The 20,811-nt window shown below is 64.5% G+C and carries 18 protein-coding genes; 8 read left to right on the top strand and 10 right to left on the bottom strand.

Annotated elements, in window-relative coordinates; genetic code table 11:
* Window positions 1-18: 18 nt before the first annotated feature.
* The 5 genes from KBX19_RS01795 to KBX19_RS01815 all read left to right on the top strand — a co-directional run bounded on the left by KBX19_RS01795 (window position 19) and on the right by KBX19_RS01815 (window position 9,747).
* Window positions 19-2,025, top strand: coding sequence for a galactan 5-O-arabinofuranosyltransferase (locus KBX19_RS01795; protein WP_255994711.1), 2,007 nt, complete (start codon window positions 19-21; stop codon window positions 2,023-2,025).
* On the top strand, window positions 2,022-5,525 hold the full coding sequence (locus KBX19_RS01800; protein WP_255997189.1) for an arabinosyltransferase domain-containing protein: 3,504 nt from the start codon (window positions 2,022-2,024) through the stop codon (window positions 5,523-5,525). The genes KBX19_RS01795 and KBX19_RS01800 overlap by 4 nt, the downstream gene beginning before the upstream one ends.
* Window positions 5,526-5,535: 10 nt before the next feature.
* Window positions 5,536-7,476 (top strand): M13 family metallopeptidase, encoded by a 1,941-nt coding sequence (locus KBX19_RS01805; RefSeq protein ID WP_255997190.1) that lies wholly within the window; start codon window positions 5,536-5,538, stop codon window positions 7,474-7,476.
* Window positions 7,476-8,528 (top strand): alpha/beta hydrolase, encoded by a 1,053-nt coding sequence (locus KBX19_RS01810; RefSeq protein ID WP_255997191.1) that lies wholly within the window; start codon window positions 7,476-7,478, stop codon window positions 8,526-8,528. Before KBX19_RS01805 ends, KBX19_RS01810 begins: the two co-directional genes overlap by 1 nt.
* 97 nt (window positions 8,529-8,625) lie before the next feature.
* Window positions 8,626-9,747 (top strand): HNH endonuclease signature motif containing protein, encoded by a 1,122-nt coding sequence (locus KBX19_RS01815; protein ID WP_255997192.1) that lies wholly within the window; start codon window positions 8,626-8,628, stop codon window positions 9,745-9,747.
* 28 nt (window positions 9,748-9,775) lie between these two features.
* Here KBX19_RS01815 and KBX19_RS01820 read toward each other — a convergent pair whose 3' ends face one another.
* The 8 genes from KBX19_RS01820 to KBX19_RS01855 all read right to left on the bottom strand — a co-directional run bounded on the left by KBX19_RS01820 (window position 9,776) and on the right by KBX19_RS01855 (window position 14,506).
* Entirely contained in the window at window positions 9,776-10,702 is a 927-nt protein-coding gene (locus KBX19_RS01820; protein WP_255997193.1) for a hypothetical protein, read from the bottom strand.
* Between the two features lie 9 nt (window positions 10,703-10,711).
* Window positions 10,712-11,566 carry a VOC family protein gene (locus KBX19_RS01825; RefSeq protein ID WP_255997194.1) on the bottom strand — a complete coding sequence of 285 codons (855 nt, stop codon included), beginning with the start codon at window positions 11,564-11,566 and terminating at the stop codon, window positions 10,712-10,714.
* Window positions 11,567-11,569: 3 nt separating this feature from the next.
* Complete coding sequence (locus KBX19_RS01830; protein ID WP_255997195.1) at window positions 11,570-11,842, bottom strand: RNA-binding S4 domain-containing protein; 273 nt, start codon at window positions 11,840-11,842, stop codon at window positions 11,570-11,572.
* Window positions 11,842-12,162 carry a heavy metal-binding domain-containing protein gene (locus KBX19_RS01835; protein ID WP_255997196.1) on the bottom strand — a complete coding sequence of 107 codons (321 nt, stop codon included), beginning with the start codon at window positions 12,160-12,162 and terminating at the stop codon, window positions 11,842-11,844. Before KBX19_RS01835 ends, KBX19_RS01830 begins: the two co-directional genes overlap by 1 nt.
* Window positions 12,159-12,761, bottom strand: coding sequence for a hypothetical protein (locus tag KBX19_RS01840; protein ID WP_255997197.1), 603 nt, complete (start codon window positions 12,759-12,761; stop codon window positions 12,159-12,161). The genes KBX19_RS01835 and KBX19_RS01840 overlap by 4 nt, the downstream gene beginning before the upstream one ends.
* 24 nt (window positions 12,762-12,785) lie before the next feature.
* On the bottom strand, window positions 12,786-12,992 hold the full coding sequence (locus KBX19_RS01845) for a hypothetical protein (protein WP_255994701.1): 207 nt from the start codon (window positions 12,990-12,992) through the stop codon (window positions 12,786-12,788).
* Window positions 12,993-13,110: 118 nt separating this feature from the next.
* Entirely contained in the window at window positions 13,111-13,785 is a 675-nt protein-coding gene (locus KBX19_RS01850; RefSeq protein ID WP_255997198.1) for a LysE family translocator, read from the bottom strand.
* 16 nt (window positions 13,786-13,801) lie between these two features.
* Complete coding sequence (locus KBX19_RS01855) at window positions 13,802-14,506, bottom strand: SDR family oxidoreductase (RefSeq protein WP_255997199.1); 705 nt, start codon at window positions 14,504-14,506, stop codon at window positions 13,802-13,804.
* A gap of 781 nt (window positions 14,507-15,287) precedes the next feature.
* Between KBX19_RS01855 and KBX19_RS01860 the strand changes: the two genes are divergently transcribed.
* Window positions 15,288-15,878, top strand: coding sequence for a sugar O-acetyltransferase (locus KBX19_RS01860; RefSeq protein ID WP_255997200.1), 591 nt, complete (start codon window positions 15,288-15,290; stop codon window positions 15,876-15,878).
* Here the strand turns inward: KBX19_RS01860 and KBX19_RS01865 are convergent.
* Window positions 15,875-16,660, bottom strand: a complete 786-nt coding sequence (locus KBX19_RS01865; protein ID WP_255997201.1) for a hypothetical protein — start codon at window positions 16,658-16,660, stop codon at window positions 15,875-15,877. The genes KBX19_RS01860 and KBX19_RS01865 overlap by 4 nt on opposite strands.
* 97 nt (window positions 16,661-16,757) lie before the next feature.
* Between KBX19_RS01865 and KBX19_RS01870 the strand changes: the two genes are divergently transcribed.
* Together KBX19_RS01870 and KBX19_RS01875 are read left to right on the top strand one after the other, a co-directional pair.
* The gene (locus tag KBX19_RS01870) at window positions 16,758-19,001 is read left to right on the top strand and encodes an ATP-dependent RNA helicase (protein ID WP_255997202.1); all 2,244 of its coding nucleotides are present in this window, start codon (window positions 16,758-16,760) and stop codon (window positions 18,999-19,001) included.
* 34 nt (window positions 19,002-19,035) lie between these two features.
* On the top strand, window positions 19,036-20,517 hold the full coding sequence (locus KBX19_RS01875; RefSeq protein WP_255997203.1) for an amino acid permease: 1,482 nt from the start codon (window positions 19,036-19,038) through the stop codon (window positions 20,515-20,517).
* On the opposite strand, the gene KBX19_RS01880 is transcribed toward KBX19_RS01875, so the two are convergent.
* The gene (locus tag KBX19_RS01880; RefSeq protein ID WP_156774787.1) at window positions 20,492-20,791 is read right to left on the bottom strand and encodes a hypothetical protein; all 300 of its coding nucleotides are present in this window, start codon (window positions 20,789-20,791) and stop codon (window positions 20,492-20,494) included. The two genes, KBX19_RS01875 and KBX19_RS01880, sit on opposite strands and share 26 nt — an antisense overlap.
* Window positions 20,792-20,811: the final 20 nt, after the last annotated feature.

Genomic DNA, 20,811 nt, shown 5'->3' on the forward strand with positions numbered 1-20,811 from the left:
TGTGGGAGACTGTTCGGTATGACCACGGCCGTCACGGACACAAAGAAAGAGCCCAAGGAAGAGCTTCGCGGCAGCACGCGCGCCATCCGCGTCTACGACTACGAACCGGACAGCATCGACACGGTTGGCACGACCGTGCGCATGTTGGTCTACCCCCTGGTAGGAGGGGCACTCACGCTTGCCGCGTGGTACTTACTGCGTGCGTCGAGCTTGGCGGCGTTCAACGTCTCCATGGTCCCCCGCGCGTTGGCCACAGCGTGCTCATTCGTGGTGATTCTTGCGGTGGGCGCGTTGTTGCTCGCGTGGCTTCGCGACGAATCCACCTCCCGCCGGCGCCCCACCTGGCGCGTTTGGCTCACTGAGTTCGTCTGCTCGTTCGCCCCTGCGGGGTTGGTCGTGTCCACGCTGGGGATCCCGCTGGCCTCCACGAAGCTCTATCTCGACGGCATCCAGGTGGACCAGGGTTTCCGCACCCAGTTCCTCACCCGCATGGCCGACACCATGTCCAACCAGGACATGAACTACGCCGACTTGCCGGCGTTCTACCCGATCGGCTGGTTCTGGCTGGGCGGACGCCTGTCCGATGTTTTAGGCATGCCGGGCTGGGAGGTGTACCAGCCGTGGGCTCTTGTTTCTTTGGCGACCGCCGCGTCGCAGCTGGTCCCGCTGTGGCGCAAGCTCACCAGTTCGCTCCCGATCGCCACGGCGATTGCACTGGTAACCATCGCGATCATCCTCACCCAGACCCCCGACGAGCCGTATGCGGCCATCGTCGGCATGTTCGTGCCCGCCGCAGCTGTCCTCGGCTACTACGCCATGCGGGGATCATGGGCGCCGACTATCACCTTGACTCTTTACCTGGGTCTCTCAGCCTGCTTGTACACCCTCTACACAGGCATCGTTGCCGTGACCATGATGGCGTTTGCCCTGACGGGGTTCTTGACGATGGAAGGCAAGCAGCGTTGGGTGCCCCTGAGACAACTCGCTTTGATGGGCTTCGGTTCGATCCTCATTGCCCTCATCGCGTGGGGTCCGTACCTCATGGCCGTGCTGCGCAGTCCGGAGACCACGCGCTCGACGGCGCAGCACTTCCTGCCGTCTGAAGGCGCGGAAGTACCCTTGCCGTTCTTTGACCTCTCCCTGGTCGGGTTGCTCAGCCTGGCGGGTCTGGTCTTTCTTGTGGTGCGGTTCCGCCGTCCGGAGATCGCACACATCAGCATTGCCGTGGGCGTGTGCTACGTCTGGGTGGTCGGCTCAATGGTGATCACGCTGGCCGGCACCACGCTGCTCGGCTTCCGTGTGGAGGTGCTTGTGGCGCTGCTGCTGTCCACCGCGGGCATCCTCGCGATCGCGGATCTGCGTTTGTCCGGTCTGGCCGTGCTCTACCCCAACTCGATTAGCAAGCGCTGCAGCCATCTCTTGACAACGCTGTTTGTCCTGCTGCTCGCTACGGCGACCTTGGGGTACGTGCAGCAGATCCCGGCGGAGAATGAATCCTTCATCGACGAGGCCTATGCCAGCACCGACGGCAACGGCGAGCGCTCCGACCTGCGCGAATCTGATGTCGGCCGCTACTACAAGCAGATGGACGAATACATCCAATCCCGCGGCTACACACCGGGCGAGACCGTGCTGTTCACCGACGAGATCAACTTCATGGCCTACCACCCCTACCGTGGTTTCAACGCGTTCACCAGCCACTACGCCAACCCGCTCGGTGAATTCGACGCGCGCAACGAGTCCTTGAAGCAGTGGGCGAACGGATCGTTCAACGAGTTGTCGAACCCGCAGGCGTTCGCCGCAGCTATTGACGACGCACCCTGGGCCCCGCCCCAAGCCTTCATCTTCCGCGGCAGCGAAACCGACCCGGAAGCGCCGTGGAAAACCCACATCGCGCATGACATCTTCCCCAGCCAGCCCAACGTGCACTATGAGGCTTTGTTCTTCAACCCGGCAGCCTTCAACTCGCCCGAGTGGGACACCCAGCAGTTCGGCCCCTTCGTGGTGGTGGTCCGGAACCGATGAAAGGTAGACGAGTGAATAACGTCGAGACGCAAACCGTGGTTGAGCCGACTGGCGGGTCCACCGCGTTCACGCCCGAATCCGACCCGCTGGCGCATTCCAAACGCGCGCCCCGGAATCTGGCGCTCACCGCGATGATGTCCGGCCTGCTCGCCTTCATCTTCTTCGCGCTGCTGCCGTTTTTGCCGGTCAAGCAGGTGCAGTCCTCGTTCGACTGGCCGCAGAACGGCTCGCTCAACTCCGTCAACGCGCCGCTGATTTCGCTGGCGCCGGAATCGCTCGAGCTGACCATCCCCATCAGCGTGCTGGAGGAGCTGGCCCCCGGCCAGTCGAACGTGCTGTCCACGCTGCCTGTGGACTCCACGGAAGCGCTCGACCGCGGCCTGTTCGTCACCGCGCCTGCCGACGGCAGCGTCAACGTCTCCTCGCTCAACGAGGTCGTCTTCGAGCTCACCGCCGAGGAACTGGCCACACTGAGTGGTGACGCCGTGCTCGAAGTCTCCGCCACCGACGAAGCCCTGACGGTTTCCGTCCCCGGCACCGACTTCAGCGAAGAAACTGAGGACGACATGCGTCCCCAGGTCACAGGCATCTACAGCGAGCTCACGGGCGACGCCCAAGCACTTATCGACGCTGGCCTGACCGCCCACGTCGAAATCAACTCCCGCTTCACCTCCAGCCCGTCGCTGGTGAAGTGGCTCGCCATGATCGCCGGCACGATCGCTGCCCTGATCGCCCTGTGGTCCATCGCCCGGATGGATGTGTTGGACGGCCGCCGCCTGGGCGTGTTGCGCCCGGAGTGGAGGTCGTTCAAGCCGTTGGATGGGGTCGTCGTCACGCTGTTGCTGTTCTGGCACTTCTTCGGCGCGAACACCTCCGACGACGGTTTCTTGCTCACCATGGCGCGGGTGGCCAACGAGTCGGACTACATGGCCAACTATTACCGCTGGTACGGCGTGCCCGAGGCCCCGTTCGGCTCACCGTTCTACGACTTATTGTCGCTGCTGTCGAAAGTCAGTACCGCGTCAGCCTGGATGCGCTTGCCCACGCTCATCGCCGGCATCCTCATCTGGTGGATCCTCTCGCGGGAAATCCTGCCGCGGCTCGGCGCGACCATTGCGACACGGCGCGTGTCCTACTGGACGGCCGCGTTCATGTTCCTCGCGTTCTGGCTGCCGTACGACAACGGCCTGCGCCCGGAGCCGATCATCGCGCTGGGCACCCTTGCTACGTGGGCATCGTTTGAAAGCGCCATTGCTTCACGACGCCTCCTCCCCGCCACCCTAGGAACCATCTTCGCCGCCGTGACCCTGGCCTGCGGGCCGACCGGCCTGACGGCCGTGGGCGTATTCCTCGTCTGCTTGCCGCAAGTGCTGAAGATCCTGTCGGAGCGGCGCGTCATTGCCCCGCTGGTGTCCTACATCTTCCCGTTCCTCGGTGCCGGCTTCGCCGTCATGGTGCTTGTGTTCAAGGACCAGACACTGGCGACCGTGCTGGAGTCCACCTCCGTGCGCTCCGCCGTCGGCCCCGCTCTGGAGTGGTACAACGAGTACGTCCGCTACGCGACACTGCTGGAAGCAACCGTCGACGGCTCCCTGACCCGCCGCTTCCCCATGCTCATCCTCGTCCTTTGCCTGGTGCTGGTGCTGTGGAGCATGTCTCACTACGGCGCAGTCCCGGGCGCCAAGCCGGCACCGACGCGCCGCATGCTGGCGATCTTCGGGTTGTCGATGTTCTTCCTCATGTTCACCCCGACGAAGTGGACCCACCACTTCGGCATTTACGCCGGCATCGCCGGTGCCGCTGCGGCCCTAGGCGCGATCGTGCTGGCACAGGTTGCGGCACGCTCCCCGCGCGCGAGGACCTTCGCCCTGGCAGCGGTGATGTTCGTCTTCGCGCTAGCACTCGGCGGATGGAACGCGTGGTGGTACGTTTCCTCCTTCGCGGTCCCGTGGTGGGACAAGACAGTGCAGTACAAGGGTGTGGAGGCCAGCTCGGTCATGCTGGCGCTGTTCCTGCTCACGCTCGTCGTCGGGATTGTGCAGTCGCTGTGGCACAAGCCGCGGCCAGGCGAGGGCGAGGGCCCCGTTGCCGGTGCCGGCGCTGGCAGCACCAGCATCACCCGCATCTCTCGCGCCATGACCGCACCGATCGCGCTCGCCTGCATTCTCATTGTGGCGTTCTCCTGCCTGACCTTCCTGAAGTCCTTCATGGACCAGTCGCCGGCCTACTCCGTCGGCATGGGTAACGTTCGCTCGCTCAAGGGCGAGACCTGCCAGATGAGTGCCGACGTGCTCTTGGAAGCCAACACGAACGACTCCTTCCTCACCCCCGTCGACGGCGTGCCGCTGGGCAAGTCGCTGGAATCCGGCACGGTGCGCGGGTTCCACCCGGAGGGTGTCCCGGCCTACATCGACTCGGACAACGAGGGCGCCGCTAACGTCGGCGCCATCCAGAACACCCCGGCGACAGACAGCGATGCCGGCAGCCCCGCCACCGGCGCCACCGGCGCCACCACCGGTAGCGACCAGAACGCATCGACCGCGACGACCGACACCGGCTCCGACACCCAGAGCGATGACGCCGGCTCCGACACGGTCCAGTCCACCTCCCGCGCCACCACCCAGGGCAACCGCCCGTCGGACCAGATCGGCGTCAACGGCTCCACGGTCCGCCTTCCGTTCAACCTGGACTACAACCGCATCCCGGTGCTGGGCACGTTCGACGAGAGTGCGTTGAGCGCCTCGGAAATCAAGACGTCCTGGTTCGAACTCCCCGACGCCACCGAGGAAGCCCCGCTGCTGGTCACCTCCGTCGCCGGCCGGCTGGAGCACCGCAACATCAGCGGCGAGGAAAAGGAGGGGCAGACCCTCAAACTCGAGTACGGCACGCGCGATGAGGAAGGCAACGTGACCGAGATCGGCGACGTCGAAATGCTGGATCCGGGCCCGACGACGAAGTGGCGCAACCTGCGCTACCCCATCGCGGATCTACCGGAGGGCGCAAACGTCGTTCGCCTCGTCGGCGAAGACGTCAACCTCGACCCCGAGGAGTGGATGGCCCTGACTCCGTTGCGCAACCCCACGTTGGAGCCGCTCACCGAGGTCTTCGGCCCCGACGTCCCTGGCTTGCTCGACTGGCCGGTCGCGATGCAGTTCCCCTGCAACCGCACCTTCAACCACTACGCCGGTGTGACAGAGATCCCCGAGTTCCGCATCGCCGCCGACGCGAAGGCGAAGGAGCAGCTCTCCGGCTTCCAGGACTTTCTCGGCGGAGGAGCCATGGCTACTGCGGAGGCGGTCAACTCCGCCTACGAGATGCCCGGCTACCTCAACCAGGATTGGCACCGCGACTGGGGCTCGGCCTACCGCTACGTCCCGCGGACCAACTCCCGCGGTGAAACACCGGACGTGGCCGAGATCAACCACGAGACGATCACCCGCTCTGGCTTGTGGCACCCGTCCGACATGAAGATCAGGGATCCGTACGAGAACGAAGACTAGTCTGGAGGTCATGAACGACCTCTACCAACTAGTCAACGGCCCCTGGCTGGAAAGCCACGTCATCCCTGAGGACCGCGGTGTGGACGGCACCTTCCACGCCTTGCGCGACAAGGCGGAGGAGGACGTCCACGCCATCGTTGAGGCTGGCGATGACCGTGCAGCCGATCTATACGCCTCCTTCATGGACGTCGACGCGATCGACGCCGCCGGCCTGGACCCCCTTACCGACGATTTCGCCCTGCTCGACGTGGACACGATCCAGGATTTGGTCCGCGTCTTCGGCGAGCTGGAGCGCTCCGGTGTGGGCGCCCCGCTGACGTACTGGGTGGAAAAAGACTCGCTCGGCGAGGAGTCCGTGCCCTACGTGATCCAGTCCGGCCTGGGGCTGCCCGACGAGGCCTACTACCGCGAGCCCGCCCACGCCGAGACGCTCGAAGCGTACCGCGAGCACGTCGAGCGCATGCTCGGTTTCCTCACCGACGAGCAGCGCCGTGGATTCGGGGCGGGGGACGCGGCGGAGCGGGTGTTGGACGTCGAAAAGCGCATCGCCTCGCACCACTGGGACGTGGTGACCACGCGCGACGCTGTGAAAACGTACAACCCCACTGAGCTGGCGGAACTACCCGAGATCATCCAGACGCTCCTGCGCGCCTCCGGCCTTGAAGACGGCAAGGTCATCGCGATGATGCCCAGCTTCATCGACGAACTCGCGCAATTGCTTGTCGACGCCCCCCTCACCGACTGGCAACTCTGGGCCACCTGGGCCATCCTGCGCTCCCGCGCCGGCCTCCTCCCGCAGCACATCGGGCAGGCGAACTTCGAGTTCTACGGCACCGTGCTCTCCGGTGCGACCCAACAGCGCGACCGCTGGAAGCGCGGCATTGCGCTCGCGGAATCGCTGGTGGGTGAGGATATGGGGCGCGCGTACGTCGCAAAGCACTTCCCGCCGGAGCACAAACAGCGCATGCTCGACCTCGTCGACCACCTCGTGCGCGCTTACGAAGAGCGGATCAGCCAGCTGACCTGGATGTCGCCCGAAACGCGCGAGCGCGCCCTAGAGAAACTGGGCAAGTTCACCGCGAAGATCGGCTACCCCGACGAGTGGCGCAACTACGACGGCTTGACGTTCGACCGCTCCGGCGCCCAGCTCGTCGCGAATGTGCGCGCCGGCGCCGCCTTTGAGCACGACTACCAGCTGTCCAAGATCGGCAAGCCGGCCGACCGCGGTGAATGGGTCTCCACCCCGCAGACCGTCAACGCCTTCTACAACCCGGTGGTCAACGACATCACTTTCCCGGCCGCGATCCTGCAGCCGCCCTTCTTCGACCCCGACGCGGACGCCGCCGAGAACTTCGGCGCGATCGGCGCCGTGATCGGCCACGAAATCGGACACGGCTTCGACGACCAAGGCTCGCGTTACGACGGCGACGGCAACCTCAACTCCTGGTGGACCGACGCCGACCGTGCCCGCTTCGAGGAACTGACCGCCAAGTTGATTTCGCAATACGACGGTCTCGTCCCCTCCGTCCTGTCCGGCCGCGGAGAAATCCGCGGGGTGAACGGCGAGTTCACGCTCGGCGAGAACATCGGTGACTTGGGCGGACTTGGCATCGCCGTCGTCGCGTACAAGGACTACCTGGCCGAGCAAGGTCTCGACCCCGCCACCGACCAGGGCCCCGTGCGGACCTTCCACGCCCCCGGCGCCAGCGACGCCATTGACGGGCAGGAATTCACCGGCCTGCAGCGCCTCTTCCTCGCGTGGGCGCGCGTGTGGCGCACCGCCATCCGGCCCGAAATGGCCGCGCAATACCTGGCGATCGACCCGCACTCGCCGTCTGAGTTCCGCTGCAACGTCGTCGCCAGCAACATCGCCGAGTTCTATGAGGCCTTCCCCGACGCCACCGAAGCCCCGGACGCAGTCGCGGAAGCGGACCGCGTGGTGATCTGGTGATGCCCGACCAACCTGGCCACCCCGACCAGCCGTACCGCGAGGCGCAGGACCGGATGCGCCACACCCCCTCCCCCGAGGAACCTGCCGCGCCACTTCCCGCCGGTGAGGCTGGGCCGTTGAACGATCAGGGTTCGCCGGAGTTCAACGTCGGTGGTGTCGAGCGCGCCCTGTCGCCGAAAGAGCAGCTCGAGCAGCTGATCAGCTACATGAACGCCACCTACCCCGCACCGGATACGCCCCCGCCGTGGGAGGGCGGCACCGGCGACCCGGCCGAGGCAGACCGCTACATGGGACACCTCGCTGACCGCATCACCCACGCGTCCATGCTCATGCTCGGTTCCGGGCTCGACCACACGATGCCAGGGGTCGCGTACGGGATGAACATCGCCAAGATCCGCGATCTGCCCGCCCTTTCCGACATCCCCGACACTCCCGGAGAGCCGGAACTGCTTGCCCGCGTGTTCGTCCCCAGTTCCCCAACCCGCCGGTGGGCCGTCTCACTGCACCCGGGTGGCTTGTGGCGCGGTTCCGGAATCTCCCTTGAGCAGCACTGGCGCCCCGATGTTGCCGCGGCAGCGGAGTTGTCTGGCACCACGATCCTCGACTTGGACTACCCGCTGCTGCCCGGCGCCACCCTCGACGAGGTCGTTTCCAGCGTGCACAAAGCGCTTGACTACGTCGCAGCCCAAGAGCCGGCGTCAGTCACCCTTTGGGGTGCCGGCTCCGGCGCTGCGCTTGCCGTTCTCGCTGCTGAGCAGCGCAGTGTGGATGGGTTGGTGCTGACGAATCCGGGGCTTGGCAGCGTCGATAAGCTACCGGCGGAACTGCGTGGAAACCGCACCGTGCCAGCTCCGAGCGCATGGCCGCGCACGCTCGTGCAAACCGCGCTTTACGACGACACCACCCCACACCCCACCACCACCGAGGCCCACAACGCAACTGTCATTGAGTACCACTCAACACACACCATTGCGACGCCGGAGGAATCACGCCGCCGCATCTGCGACGTCGCTGATTTCCTCGCGGCCGTAGACGCCACAAACCCTTATTAGACTGCCGTAGAGGCCCGTCCGGTTCCTTGAATCCGGGATTTGTGACGTATTCCAAAAACCCTTTCCTAGCTGCAAAAACAGGGTTAGTGTTGCTGGCATGGACACTTTCAATGACCTTGTCAGCGCACACAGCGCCCCAAGGTTGGGGGCGCTGAAAGACTTCAACAAACAACAAGCGTTGAACGCCGGCGTGGAACCGTCGGTGGTCAACAACTGGAAACTCGTCCACGACGCTTACTTCGGGGAAGGCTTATCGGACACCAAGCAAGCCAAGGCGGTTGCGAAGGCGACCGCGCTGGGCTTGTCCATCGGGATGCTCGCCACCATCGAGCGCGCCATCCGCCACATCAAACACCGCACCCGACGGCACACTATGCGCATGAAAGTGCTGTCGGCGGCCTCCCGCATCGGACGCACATGCGCCGCCATGTCGAAGCTGCTCAAGAACATCGTCCCGCCGAAGGAGCCGCCCGCTCGCCAGGAGCACGCCAGTATCAGCGAGCCGAAAGACGGTTATGCGACGTTGACGTTGACGGCGTCGGAGAAGTTCATGGCCGACTTGAAGCACCTGCTCATGTCCGGGCTGGACAGCGTTACTTCCCCCGGTCGCCATATGGCCGCCAAACTCATAGCACTGCTCAGAGACGGCGGCGGTGTACCAGAGGCCGTGCCTCGGCCCTTGCTGCTCGTCGGGTTGCCCGATTACACCAAGATCATGGACGGCGAGGGGGACGACGTCGTCCTCGGCCTCACCAACGGCACCACCATGACCGGCGCCGAATACCTCAACCAGATCGCATCCAACACCCCGCACCTGGAGGCGGCGCTGTTCCACCCGACTCAAGGGGCCGTGAACATGTACCGTTCACAGCGCCTGGCCAACGACAAGCAGCGCGACCTCGCCCGCGCGGTGCAACCCGTCTGTGCGCATCCCGACTGCCACCACGCCGCCGACCTGTGCCAAGTCCACCACGCAGACGCCTGGAAGAACGGCGGCGAAACCAACGTGTCCAACCTGGTCCCGCTGTGCCGCTACCACAACCGCATTAACGACGACGACCCCTCCATCCGCCGCACCCGCGGCCGCATCGAGATGCGTGACGGCAGGCCGGTGTGGATCTCCCCATACGGCAACGAACGGATCAACCCTCGACACCGCTTTGGGGCAATGGACGTCCTTTTCGGGGCGGCCCCTGGTGAGCGAGCATTAGCGGCTTAACCTGGCCAGCAAGAGCGATAAGCGCCGTCTAGTCGTCTGTGTCGCGGTCGTCGGCGTCCTCTGTGTCGCGGCCGTCGGTGTCGTCTTCGGGGATGATCGGTCGGATCGCCGGCACTGGTTCGCTGCGGCCGTAGTCGCTGAGCCACACCTGAAGCCGGTCGGTGCCGTCGGTCAGCCCGCGCTCCTCGGCGTCCTCGCGGTCGAGGTCGAAGATCAGATCGTCCTCGCTCTGGTCGATCCAGTCATGGACGTCATTGGTGTGCTCGTCGACATCGCCGTAGGACATAGCGACGATGACCCAACTTGGGCCAAAGGACACCGAGCCGAACGCGCCGGCGCGATCATCGGACCAGCCGAACTTCGAGCCAATCACACCGGCCATTTGATCGGTGCCGAAGTCCTGTTTGAAGCCGTCCTCGGCAAAAGGGGCGTGGTTGGCCATGCCGCGGATGATGGGTTCGGCGACGGGATCGTCGATAATTGCGGTGATGAAGCGTGCGAGGTCGTACGGCGAGGTTGACGACCGGCCCCAGAAGCCACCGCTGTAGGTGTTGGTCAGCTCGAAAAGCTCGGCGACCTCGTTGATCGCCTCCGGGTACGCAGCATCCAGCTCACCGGCGACGGCATCGGACGACGTGCGCATCATCCGCAGGACCTTCCCCTGATCCTCCGGCTTTCCCTCCAGCAGGACCCAGTAACCGAGGTACAGCTTCGCCAAAGACAGTGCTGGTCGGGGGTCTTGGGCGCCCGGGGAGCCGGTCCACCGGCCGTCGTCATGCATGACGACGAGATCAGTGCGCTCACCCGGATCCCCCGGCAGCACATCGACAGCCGCCGCAGGGGGCAACGGCGCGACGACGAAGGCCGCACCGACTACGCATGTTGCACTGGCTACGCCAGCAGTACGGACTGCTCTGGCTACGCGTGTCGCCGCGGCGGCAAAAAACCGCTTCACAGCACGCAATTATGCCTGGTGACGGTCAAGAACCTCAAGCACGGACTCGGCTTCGTCGAGTTCGTCCTCGTCGACAGGTTCATCGACTTCGCACAGCGTGACGACGGCACCCGTCGAATCCGCCACCGTCAACAGCACCCCGAACGGTGAATTCTCCGGACCGCGCACAATCTCCCCGCCGAGCTCCTCGACCCGGCCGCGCACCTGAGCCACGTTGGCGACGCCAAGGAAGGTCTGCCAAAAGCTCGGCACCTCCGCCGGAATCGTGTCGGATGCATCCCACACACCGGCAAATGCGGCGCCGTCCTGCATGGCGAGGTGGTAACCGTTGTCGTGGTCAACCCCCCACTCAAAGAGCGAACGGTAAAAGTCCACCACGGCCTGCACATCCCCGGTGCAGGTGTACTCGTGCCACACGGGGGTTCCTGGCTCGCCAGCGGCCACGAACGCATCCTCTCCCGATGGCTGGAACAGTCCGAACCACCCACCAGCAACGTCGGCGCACAGGGCCATCTTCCCCAAGGACACCTGAGCCGGCTCTGCAAGAACACGTCCACCGAGCTGCGCCACCTTTTCCGAGTCGCGCTCAATGTCGGTGGTATAGAAGTACGTCACCCACGCGTCGGGCATGTCCGTGCCGGTGGAATCAGTTTTCTGGGCGACGAGACCTGCAACCGGCAGCCCCTGAACGCGAGCAACCCGGTAGGAACCGTCGTCAGCGCCCTGGTTATCTGCGCCTGGCATGTCGGCACCCTCCACATCCCAACCGAGGATGCGGGAGTAGAAATAAGAGGACTTTCGCAGCTCGCTCGAGAACAAGTCGATCCAATACGGCATGCCCGGACGGGCTTCGAAAGCGGGCATGGGTTAGAGGTTCCTCCACTTCTCAGGGTCGAAATCGTCGTTCGCGGTGCGCTCGTCAAAGTAGTCGTCATCGTCGTCTGCACCGGTACCGGTGACGGTGATGGTGTGGCCTGGGATGGAGACCTCGTCGCCGTCGTCAAGCGAAAAGCCGCGCGACGTGACTACCTCACCATTGACCGCGACCTCACCTGCGGCGATGAGCTCTTTCGCTTCGCCTCCGGACTCGACGAGATTGGCCAGCTTGAGAAACTGGCCGAGCTTAATGGGTAATTCCATTAATCGAGTCTCACGGCAGTGCCAGTCGCCGCAACCAGCATCATCGTGTTGTTCTGCCCCATCGGCGAGTAATCCACCTCGATGTTGACCACCGCGTCAGCGCCGATCTGCCGGGCGCGCTCCCACAGCTCGTTGAGCGCGCTGTCGCGGGACCGGACAAGCTCCTGTTCCCACGAGCTTGCGCGGCCACCGACCATGTTGCGGAAACCCGCGCCCATATCTTTGAACATGTTCATGCCGGCAATGGTCTCGCCGCCGATGATGCGCATGTACTCCGTGATGCGCCGGCCTTCGACGGTAGGCGTCGTTGTAAGGATCATGGCCTGAATTGTACCGGTCCCGCGCGCACGAGGACATCGCGCGGAACGGCGTCACGGATCTGGTACGGCACCTGCGGGGGCAGAATGTCGCGGAGCGGGACGAGCGGGATGCTCCACGGGCCGACCGAGCTCATCGGTGCAGACGGCGCCGGTTGCGCCGGATCGATCATGGCCAGCGCATCGTGCGTGTTCGCACCCGCATCACCGGCCGTCATCGCGGCGGCGGTCCAGCCGGGGCCGAAACTGACGGTGGCGGTGTAGGAGCGGCGGTCGTCGGACCAGCCGAACTTCGTCCCCTCGGCGCCGGGGAGACGCGACGTTCCGTAGTCCTGGCGGAAGCCGTCCTGCGCGATCGGGGAGGCGGTCCGCATGCCGCGGATGATCGGTGCGGCGAGCGGGTCGCGGCGGATGCTTTCGACGAACTTGGCAGCGTCATAGGTCGAGGTCGCCGTGTTACCCCAGCGGCCGCGGCGCGCGGTGTTGGTCAGGCCGAACTGCCGCGCGACAGCGTCAATGGCCTGCGGGTACCGGCGGTCAAGGTGTGCCGCGATCGAGTCTGACGACACACGAATCATGTGCTCTACCTGGGCCTTATCCACGGGCGCACCGTGCTGGAGTACCCCCTAGCCGAGGTAGAGCTTGCTCAGCGACAACGCCGCGCGCGGCTGGTGCGCGTCCGGCGACCCGGTCCACGATCCGTCCGGGTGGTAGACGGCCACCGCGGTTCGTCCGCCTGGCGCGCCGCGCTTCACATCTACTGCGTGTGCGGCCGGCGCCAGACCGACGGCTATCACCAGCACGAGTACGAGCGCGCACATTCGTTTTGCCATGGTTCTCACAGCGTTGTTGTACCCCGTGGACTCACGTTCTGCCCAGCGGCCCAAGCGCGGTTCCAGCTTCCCCAGCTCACCTGTTACTGGAGGTGAAGGTGTGTCTAGGTGTGAGAATTTAAAGGCTTGCGGCGATACTGAGCGCGCCTTCGGCGATCATCCACACCGCCAGCGCCACGAAGATCACGCCCGTCACAACGTCAACAATGTGCCCCCAGCGCGCCAAAACGCCCGCAAACTTATCGACGCCCACCGCGAACCCCACAAACCACGCCACCCCAATTAGCACCAGTGTGACGAGGATGAGGGCCACCCACCCCCAGCCCATCCCCGGTGTCATGAACTGAGCGAACACTGCCCCGAAAAACAGCACCGCCTTCGGGTTGGAAAGATTGGTGAGTACACCGGTGGCGAACGCCCGGCGCGCGGATAGCACGGTGCCAGCCGGTGGCACATCGGTAGTGTCTGTCGCGGCGGCGGAGACACTGGAAGCACCCTGGCCGCGCGCGGCCAGCCCGGAACGTACCGCGCCCACACCCATCCACAGCAGATAGGCCCCGCCGATCAGCTGCAGCACGGCGAGCACCTGCGGCACAGCCTGGATCAGGGCGCCAAGCCCTAGCAGGGATGCCGCGATCCACAGCGCGTTGCCGGCCATAATGCCGAACGCGCAGGCGACACCGGCGGCGCGCGACTTCGCACCGACGCGGATGATCTGCACGAGATCAGGCCCCGGGCTGGCGATTGCGGCGATCCAAATGCCGATCAGGGCGAGATAGGTCGAAACAGTCACTACTAGCTCCTAATGTTTAGCGTTCTGCTTGGTCGCGCGGCATGATGCTCATGGTGTCGATGTTCACGTGCGGTGGCAGTGACGCAACCCACCGGATCGCTTCGGCGACATCCTCGGCGGTGAGGTTGAGTTTATCGGCGTAGACCTGCGCCGCTTTCTCTTCGTCGCCGAGGCGGTTGAAGGCAAAGTCGGTTTCCACCCGGCCGGGGTCGATTTCGGTGATGCGGATGGGGGTGGCGGCTTCTTCTCGTCGAAAAGCACGCGTGAGGGCGCGCAGACCGAACTTCGCCGCGTTGTATCCGGCGCCGCCGACATAAGCGTCCCATCCTGCGACGGAGCCAACGTTGATGACCAGGCCCTCAGCCGCCACGAGCGCGGGGTACAGCGCCTTGGTCACGCGCACGGTGCCCATGACGTTGGTCTGGTACATCCAGTCCCAATCCTCCGGCTTCGCGTCGCGCAGAAAATCAAGGCCCTTCGCACCGCCGGCGTTGTTGACCAGCAGATCCACGCGCGGTACAAGCTCCGCAAGCTTATCGACGCTCCCCTGATCCGTCACATCCAGCTCGACCGCGACACCACCGATCTCGTCGGCAATAGCGCGGCACCGCTCCTCACGCCGCGCGGCGACATACACCGTCCACCCGTCACCTGCGAGTGCCCGGCACGCAGCCTCCCCGATGCCAGCGGAACCGCCCGTGACTACAGCAATTTTCTCCATGCGGGGAAGTCTATCCTAGCGGGCATGGATTCTGATTTTTCTCCTAACGGTGTCTCTTGCACCGTCTACACTCTCTCGGCTCCCCTCGAACCCGAAACCCAGGACGACCGCATATGACCGCGCGGTGGGTCACGCCTACTCCGTCGCTCAGCAGCGATCGCTTGACAGAGCGAGGGTTACGCCGAGCACGATTGTCGGCACCAGCCATGCAACAGCTGTGAGAGCGATAACCACGGGGCCACGGTTGAATATTACTAGCGGGAATGCTTTCGAGCGGCGCGCTCCTCGATCCCCTTATACTTACCTTCTGACTTTTTGGATCCAACGTAGTTTCCGTTGCTGTCGTACTTGTCGTACTTTTTGGTGTTCTCGTTCCGAACTTGATAGCGATCCCGAACCTGCCCCTTTCGGTAACCGTCACCCGTGTTAGTCGCCATGACATGCCCCTATCTTTCGTTGTGCAGCGCAATAGTCGCGTCTCTCATTATGTACCTAAGGGTTATGCTCCGGCAGGCAAAATCGAGTTAGGTGAAAACCAACCCTCGAAGTCTGAAGAATCCGCGTTCCGCTTGAGGCATTCTTGGCGGCCGCTGCGTCAACGCAGTTGAGACGAGGCGATGGGGTAGCGTTAATCCACCGTCATCAACGGATATTTAGCGGTCAGTTGAGCCAACACCGGCTCCTTCCATTCCAGCTCAGGTACCGCACCGCGCCCTGCTCGCACAGGCAGGGCGAGCTCGATTCTGATGGCAGGACGTGCCACACGCATAGTCTGGAGCGCATGGCTCAAGATTTTTCGCTTAACGATGTCTCTTCCGGCAACTGGTACAAGCCTGGGTCACCCGAACCCGATGCCGCGCACGCGAACGTGTGGGAGCTCATGCGCGAATTCAACGCGCTCGGCAACACGGATCCTGCCCGCGCTGAGGCGCTGCTGCGTGCGATGCTTGCCGACGGCTCTTCCCTCCCCGGCGTCTTCGCCCCCATCTACTTCGAGTTTGGCATCCACACCACCTTCGGCGAGGACTGCTTCCTCAACTACAACTGCGTCATCCTCGATGTAGCCGAAGTGACAGTGGGCAAGCGCACGCTGTTCGGGCCGGCTTGCCAGATCATCACCGTTGAGCACCCGGTCGACAACGCCCAGCAGCGTGCCGACGGTTGGGAGCGCGGCCGCCCCGTCCGCATCGGCGACGACTGCTGGTTCGGCGCCGGTGCCATGGTGTTACCCGGCGTGACCGTCGGCGACCGTTGCGTCATCGCGGCGGGGACGGTGGTCACGCGCGACATCCCCGACGACTCGCTGGTCACCGGGGTGCCGGGAAAGGTCGTGCGGAAGCTGAACGGCGCGGGTGAGGAAAGCGCGGGCTAGGCGCTGCGCTCCTCAAAGTCGTCGAAGTCGTCGAAGTCATCGAGGTAGTCCCAGTAGTCCTCGATCTCGTCGTCGAATTCCTCAGCGCTGTCGCCGAAGTGGGCCACGTAGAGGTCAGTGATTCCTAACTGGAGGGCCTTGTGAATGTTGCGGGTGTGGTAGTGATCGATGCGGAATACACCGAACCGCGGCCGGTCGAGCCTGCTCAGTGCCTCTTGGGCGTTACCGGCGTTGAGGCGGTGGAAGAAGGCGTCCATTTCGCGTTTGATTGTCCGCTTTTGCTGGCGGTTGAGGCGCGGTAGGAACGGGTTCGGTTCCGCAAGTGCGAAACCGGTGAACCGGCCGCTGGTCTGGTGGTAGCTGAAGATCGCCAGCGGGTAGTGCTCAGTCTGGTTCGGCCGGTAGTCGATGGTGAACGTTTCGTATGCGCCGGCGGCGAGCTGCGCTGGGCCGGTCACGTGGACCTGCATGAGCATGGTCAGCGCGGCATCGATGTCGTCGCCTTCGACGTCCGGGTTGCATTCGCAGGTGATGTGGTCGCCGGTAGGCACTTCGTGGAATGGGATGCCGATGGTGAAGTTGGCGTAGAACTCGTCGATAAGCTTGTGCAATGCGGCGACGGCGCGGGCGTCGTGCGCGGCGGGCGCGGCTGGATGGTCGACGCGCAGGATGGCGCTGACTGTCTCCCCCGTGGACAGGTCGGTGGCCATGATGGCGGCTGGGTAGCTGTAGTCGTCGTTGCGGTCTGGCTGGTAGTGGAAAGTGTGGCTGTGAAATGTCATGTTTCCCCCTTCGCTTCCTGACATTAAAGCGCCCCGCAAACCCGTGTAAACCGCGCTTTGCGCACTACAGTGTGCATTTCGGCTACCCTGGTCCGACATGTTCGACCTCTCCGTGATTGGCCAGGGCCTCCCCGTCGCCGGCGTGATCGGCGACCTGCCCGCGCACGGCCCGTTGGTGGTTGAGGCTCCGCCCGGCACGGGTAAGACGACGCTGGTCCCGCCGGCGATCAGCAACAAAGTCGAAGGGTTGACGCTGGTCACGGCCCCGCGCAGAGTTGCGGTGCGTGCGGCCGCGCGACGCCTTTCGCTTCTCGACGGCTCCTCCCACCGCGTCGGCTACTCCATCCGCGGTGAGCACCGTGATGGGTCGCTAGTCGAGTTCGTCACGCCGGGGGTCCTGCTCAATCGCCTGCTGCGCGACCCAGAGCTGACCGGTGTCGGCGCGGTGATCATCGACGAGGTTCACGAGCGTCAGCTAGACACCGACCTTGTCCTGGCGATGGCCATGGAGGTCGCCTTCCTGCGCGAGGACTTATACCTGGCGGCGATGTCGGCCACCCTCGACGCGGCCGCCCTGGCGGAGCACATGGGTGCCCAGATCCTCTCCACCGAAGCAGTCACCCATCCGCTGGACGTCTCCTACCACCCGCATCCGGGCCGTGCTGAGGGGTCGCCGGAGTTCTACGCGCACGTCGCCGACCTGGCGCACGGCGCCAGCGAACGCACCCTCGTGTTCGTTCCCGGGGAGCGCGAAGTGGACCAGGTCTGCGCGCACCTGCCGAACGGTTCCGCTGCGCCACTCCATGGCCGGCTGAGCTCGAAAGAACAAGATGACGCGCTAAACGGTGATGCTCCGGTCGTCGTGGCGACATCCATTGCCGAGTCCTCCATTACCGTCCCCGGTGTCCGTCGCGTCGTCGACGCCGGGCTGTCGCGCGTCCCCCGCCGCGACGCTGCCCGCGGCATGACGGGCCTGGTCACCGTTTCAGCGGCGAAGACGAGCGCAGACCAGCGTGCCGGCCGCGCGGGACGTCTCGGACCGGGTGAGGTGCTGCGGGCGTACTCGGAATCCGACTACCAGCACTTCAGCGCCGATATTGTGCCGGAGATCGCCACGTCGGACCTGACCTCTGCGGCGTTGACGTTGGCGGCGTGGGGCTCACCGGATCTACCGCTACTGACCCAGCCACCTGCCGGCGCACTGGAAGCCGCGCATCGAACGTTGGAGGCGCTTGGCGCGCTCGAAGGCGGAGCCATCACCCCCTTCGGTGAGCAGCTATCCCGCCTCCCGCTCGACCCGCGCCTCGGTGCCGCGCTGCTAGAACATGGCTCCGGAGCCGCCCCGACCGTCGCTGCGCTCGCCGAGGGAATCGGCGGCGACCTTGCCCACGCCCACGCCCGCGCGCCGAAGAACCAGGTCCAACACCTAGCGAAGATGGTGCCAGATTCTGCGCCCGTCCCGGCCGGCGATGTGGTCGCCTCCGCCTACCCGGAGTGGGTGGCGAAGCGTCTCGACGAGCGTGAATACTTGCTGGCCAGCGGCACCCGCGCAACTCTCGACTCGTCCATCCCGCCCGCCGACTGGATCGTCGCCGCCGAAGTACAGCTGACGCACAAGGGCGCCATCATTCGCGCGGCGGCGGCGACTGACTTCCCCGCACACCGCGTCACCACCGAGACCACAGCCACGCTCGAGGGCGGCAAAGTGCGCGGCCGCCGGGTGCGTTCCATAGGCGCCATTGAGCTGGATTCAACACCCATTCAACTCACCGCCGAGGAAGCGGCGGAGGCGCTGAAGCACCTGAGCTTCGAGCAGTTCCCCCTCGACGACAAAGCCAGACGACTCAAAGAGCGGCTCGATTTCCTCCACGCCCAGCACGGCGACCCGTGGCCGGACGTTACAAAGGGCGACTACTCGCCAGAGACCCAGCAGCTCGCCCACGGCACCCCACTGGACAAGCTGGATATGCACGCCGCCCTTACCCGACAGCTCCCGTGGCCCGAAGCCGCCAGGATGGATGAGCTCGCCCCCGAAAAATTATCTGTGCCGAGCGGCTCCCACCCCCGCATTGACTACAGCAGCGGCCGGCCGGTGGTGAAGGTGAAGTTGCAGGAGTGCTTTGGGTTGGGGGTGAGTCCGTCGATAAGCAATGAGAGGGTGCTGTTTCACCTGCTCTCGCCCGCGGGCCGCGAACTCGCTGTGACCGACGACCTGGAGAGCTTTTGGAACGGGCCCTACCAGGACGTGCGCAAGGAAATGCGCGGCCGCTACCCGAAACATCCTTGGCCGGAGGACCCGTGGACCGCGCCTGCGACAGCGCGGACTAAGAACCGGATGTGAATTTTATAGGCTTAACACAGTAATCTATTCATCTATGAGTACTGCCCATAACCAGCGCGCGCCCTCAGTGACGATTTGGACGCTGGTCTCCCTCATTATTGGTTCGACTGTCGGCTCCGGAATTTTCGCGCTGCCGCAGAATATCGCATCGGTGGCCAGCCCCGGCGCGATGCTCATCGGCTGGGCGATCGCGGGCGTGGGCATGTTGTCCGTTGCTTTCGTCTTCCAGACCCTCGCCCGCCGCAAGCCGCACCTGGATTCCGGCGTGTACTCCTACGTGCGCGCCGGCCTGGGCGACTTCATCGGTTTCACCTCCGGTTGGGGCTATTGGCTCGGCTCGGTGATCGCGCAGGTGGGGTACGCCACGCTGTTCTTCGGCACGCTGGGCCACTACATCCCGTTCTTCGACCCGGACAACACGTGGGTGATGGCGATTTCCGTGTCGCTTTTGACGTGGGGTATCTTCTTCGCGCTGACACGCGGCATCAAGCAGGCGGCGGCGATGAACTTGATCACGACGATCGCCAAGCTCGTGCCCATCCTCGCCTTCATCGTGCTCATCGCGTTCGTCGGCTTCAGCTGGGACAAATTCACGCTCGACTTCTGGGGTGAGAACTCCGGCATTCCACTGTCCGAGCAGCTCCAGGGAATCATGCTGTTCACCGTGTGGGTCTTCATCGGCATTGAGGGCGCATCGGTGTACTCCAAGCAGGCCCGCTCCCGCCAGGACGTCGGCCGGGCGACCGTGATCGGCTTCCTGTCCGTGCTGGCGCTGCTGGTGGCGGTGTCGACGCTGTCGTATGGCGTGCTTACCCGCGAAGAACTCGCCGCGCTGCCAGACAACTCGATGGGCGCGGTGCTCGAAGCTGCAGTCGGCCCGTGGGGCGGTGTGCTCATCTCCATCGGCCTGTGCTTGTCGGTGCTCGGCGCCTACATCTCGTGGCAGATGCTGTGCGCGGAACCGATCGTCATGATGGCCACAGACGGCCTGCTGCCGAAGCGTCTGGCCACCACAAACGCCTCGGGCGCGCCATACATCGCACAGCTGATCTCCACGGCGGTGGTGCAGTTCTGCGTGATCCTCTTCTTCGCCAACGAGACGTCGTACAACGCGATGGTGCAGCTAGCCACGATCATGTACTTGCTGCCGTACATCTTCTCGACGCTGTACCTCATTCTGCTAGCGGTGCGCGGCAAGGGGCTGACACACCCGCACGCCGGCACGCTTTTCGACGACTCCGGCCCCGAAGTCTCCGCAACCGACAACCGCCGGCACCTCGCCATCGGAATTATCGGCTTCATCTACTCACTGTGGCTGATTTACGCAGCTGACCCGGTGTACGTCCTATTCGGTGCGTTGGCCGTCATCCCGGGCCTCATCGCCTACGTGTGGACGCGCCTAGCCGTGAAGGAAAAGCCGTTCAACACCTTCGAATGGGTCGTGGTGGCGCTCATTGCAGTCGGTGCTGTCTTCGCCGTGATCGGTCTGGTCAACGGCTCGCTTGTTCTCGAGTAAGTTTCAGGACGAAGTCGGAGGAGACGGCGACGAACTCGTCGTTGAGCTCGTGGCCGGTCTCCACAAGCACGAGGTTGTCCGGGATGTGTTCCCGGGTAGCCAGGGCGACGGCGAGCTGCAGCATCTCCTCCGGCTCGGCGATGAGACGAAGTTTCTCCGCGCTGGTTTGACGCGCAAACCATAACGCCGCTTCCACTACGTCCGCGACGTCTGCGCAGTCCTCGCCGCCCAACGGGCCGACAGTCACGGCGACCGCATTCATCGTTCTAAGCACACACTCACCGTAACGCCGGG

The organism is Corynebacterium sp. CCUG 71335 (assembly GCF_024454075.1).
In the GTDB taxonomy this organism is placed as follows: domain Bacteria; phylum Actinomycetota; class Actinomycetes; order Mycobacteriales; family Mycobacteriaceae; genus Corynebacterium; species Corynebacterium genitalium.

What these genes read in the sequence shown, in the direction of transcription:
- KBX19_RS01795 (WP_255994711.1), top strand. Translation starts at nt 19, where the DNA reads ATGACCACGGCCGTCACGGACACAAAGAAAGAGCCCAAGGAAGAGCTT.
- KBX19_RS01800 (WP_255997189.1), top strand. Translation starts at nt 2,022, where the DNA reads ATGAAAGGTAGACGAGTGAATAACGTCGAGACGCAAACCGTGGTTGAG.
- KBX19_RS01805 (WP_255997190.1), top strand. Translation starts at nt 5,536, where the DNA reads ATGAACGACCTCTACCAACTAGTCAACGGCCCCTGGCTGGAAAGCCAC.
- KBX19_RS01810 (WP_255997191.1), top strand. Translation starts at nt 7,476, where the DNA reads ATGCCCGACCAACCTGGCCACCCCGACCAGCCGTACCGCGAGGCGCAG.
- KBX19_RS01815 (WP_255997192.1), top strand. Translation starts at nt 8,626, where the DNA reads ATGGACACTTTCAATGACCTTGTCAGCGCACACAGCGCCCCAAGGTTG.
- KBX19_RS01825 (WP_255997194.1), bottom strand. Translation starts at nt 11,566, where the DNA reads ATGCCCGCTTTCGAAGCCCGTCCGGGCATGCCGTATTGGATCGACTTG.
- KBX19_RS01830 (WP_255997195.1), bottom strand. Translation starts at nt 11,842, where the DNA reads ATGGAATTACCCATTAAGCTCGGCCAGTTTCTCAAGCTGGCCAATCTC.
- KBX19_RS01835 (WP_255997196.1), bottom strand. Translation starts at nt 12,162, where the DNA reads ATGATCCTTACAACGACGCCTACCGTCGAAGGCCGGCGCATCACGGAG.
- KBX19_RS01845 (WP_255994701.1), bottom strand. Translation starts at nt 12,992, where the DNA reads ATGGCAAAACGAATGTGCGCGCTCGTACTCGTGCTGGTGATAGCCGTC.
- KBX19_RS01855 (WP_255997199.1), bottom strand. Translation starts at nt 14,506, where the DNA reads ATGGAGAAAATTGCTGTAGTCACGGGCGGTTCCGCTGGCATCGGGGAG.
- KBX19_RS01860 (WP_255997200.1), top strand. Translation starts at nt 15,288, where the DNA reads ATGGCTCAAGATTTTTCGCTTAACGATGTCTCTTCCGGCAACTGGTAC.
- KBX19_RS01865 (WP_255997201.1), bottom strand. Translation starts at nt 16,660, where the DNA reads ATGACATTTCACAGCCACACTTTCCACTACCAGCCAGACCGCAACGAC.
- KBX19_RS01870 (WP_255997202.1), top strand. Translation starts at nt 16,758, where the DNA reads ATGTTCGACCTCTCCGTGATTGGCCAGGGCCTCCCCGTCGCCGGCGTG.
- KBX19_RS01875 (WP_255997203.1), top strand. Translation starts at nt 19,036, where the DNA reads ATGAGTACTGCCCATAACCAGCGCGCGCCCTCAGTGACGATTTGGACG.